At 64.6% G+C, this 285-nt stretch carries 1 pseudogene; it reads left to right on the top strand.

The window, feature by feature from the left end:
• A pseudogene (locus HX846_RS38395) lies at positions 1-285 on the top strand (glycine betaine/L-proline ABC transporter ATP-binding protein); the annotation flags it as partial.

Raw genomic sequence — 285 nt, forward strand, 5'->3', positions numbered from 1 at the left:
TCCTGTTCATCACCCACGACTTCCAGGAAGCCCTGAAGCTGGGCACACGCATCGCGATCATGGCCGACGGCCAAGTGGTGCGCGAGGGCACGCCCCAGGAAATCGTGATGGACCCGGGCAGCGATTACGTCGCGGCGTTCACCCGGGAGGTGGACCGTTCGCGGCTGTTCGATGCGCGCTCGATCATGGAAAAAGCCCACACGCTGCTGGTGCAGGGTGACACCCGGGTGGTGGGCAATGACGGCACGGCTGCATTCGTACTGAACACCAGCGGCAAGGCGGTCG

The organism is Pseudomonas sp. K5002 (genome assembly GCF_013386655.1).
Taxonomy (GTDB): Bacteria; Pseudomonadota; Gammaproteobacteria; order Pseudomonadales; family Pseudomonadaceae; genus Aquipseudomonas.